Origin of the sequence: Streptosporangium sp. NPDC023615 (assembly GCF_040640155.1) — a bacterium.
Taxonomy (GTDB): domain Bacteria; phylum Actinomycetota; class Actinomycetes; order Streptosporangiales; family Streptosporangiaceae; genus Streptosporangium.
In genome coordinates, this window is the sequence record NZ_JBFABE010000180.1 from 1 (window position 1) to 1,322 (window position 1,322).

1 protein-coding gene is annotated in these 1,322 nt (G+C 69.8%); it reads left to right on the top strand.

Annotated features, from left to right (window positions below; genetic code table 11):
* Positions 1–191 precede the first annotated feature (191 nt).
* A complete protein-coding gene (locus AB0G16_RS38780) occupies positions 192–1,208 on the top strand; it encodes a pentapeptide repeat-containing protein (protein WP_362816029.1) in 1,017 nt (338 codons plus the stop codon).
* Positions 1,209–1,322 lie beyond the last annotated feature (114 nt).

Consider the following 1,322-nt stretch of genomic DNA (forward strand, 5'->3'; position numbering starts at 1 on the left):
TCGCCATACCTGTTCTGAACTGGGCGGCAGGGCTACTTGGCACTTGGCCGTAGCTTCGGCGGCAGGTGAGGCCAGCGCCCGCGGACGCGGCCGGTCACGATTGGCCATCGCTGGCGGCGATCACCCCGTGGAAGCCGTGCGAACCGATCAGCCTTGAGGGCATGAGGTGGTGGCCAGGTTTTCCCCGGTTCGTGCTCGCGGTGCTGGGCGTGGTGCTGGCCGCGGGGCTGGCCTGGGTGCTGGGGCCGGGCGCGGCATGGGTGCTGGAACACTTCGACGGGGTACGCGGATTGGGCGGTAAAGATCTCGCGGCGGCGCTGGATGCCGTGCGCGGGCGGGCGCTGGCGATCGCCACCGGGCTGATCGCGCTGGTGGCGGTGTACTACACCGCTCGCAACGCCGACACCGCGCGCCGGACCTTCCGACTGGGCGAGCAGGGCCATGTCACCGATCGCTACACCAAGGCGATCGAGCAGCTCGGCTCGGACAAGCTCGACATCCGCCTGGGCGGCATCTACGCGCTGGAGCGCATCGCCCGCGACTCGGCCCGCGACCACCCCACCGTCATGGAGGTACTGGCCGCCTTCGTCCGTGAGCACTCCCACGACACTGAGACCGACGAAGCAGGAAAGGTGAAACCTCCCGGTCCGGGGGTGAGGACCGACCTGCAGGCCGCACTCACCGTGATTGGCCGACGGGCCGTCGCCCATGACACCGGCGCGAAGATCAATCTCGCCAGTGCGAACCTCAGCAGCGCGAACCTCGCCCATGCGGACCTCGCTGGCGCGCACCTCGCCGACGCGGACCTCGCCGGCGCGGACCTCGCCGACGCGAACCTCGCCGGCGCGGACCTCGCCGACGCGGACCTCACCGACGCGGACCTCGCCGACGCGAACCTCACCCGCGCGAACCTCACCCGCACGGACCTCACCGACGCGGACCTCGCTGGCGCGAACCTCAACGGCGCGAAGCTCACCCACGCGGGCCTCGTCGGCGCGGGCCTCGTCGGCGCGGACTTCGTCGGCGCGAACCTCGTCGGCGCGAACCTCGTCCACGCGGACCTCACCAACGCGAATCTCACCCGCGCGAACCTCACCCGCGCGGACCTCACCGACGCGAACCTCACCCGCGCGAACCTCGATGGCGTGGTGGGTCTGCAACTCACGCCGGAGGTCACCGCTCCGCAGGAGGGGGCTCAGACGGAGTGAAGGCGCCCCTTTTGCCCGGTGTCTGCCAACTCAAGGGAATCCGATTGCTTGCAAGTCGAGAGGCCGTTCCGACCCGCGATAAGGAGTTATCACGGATCAGAACAGGTTTGGCGG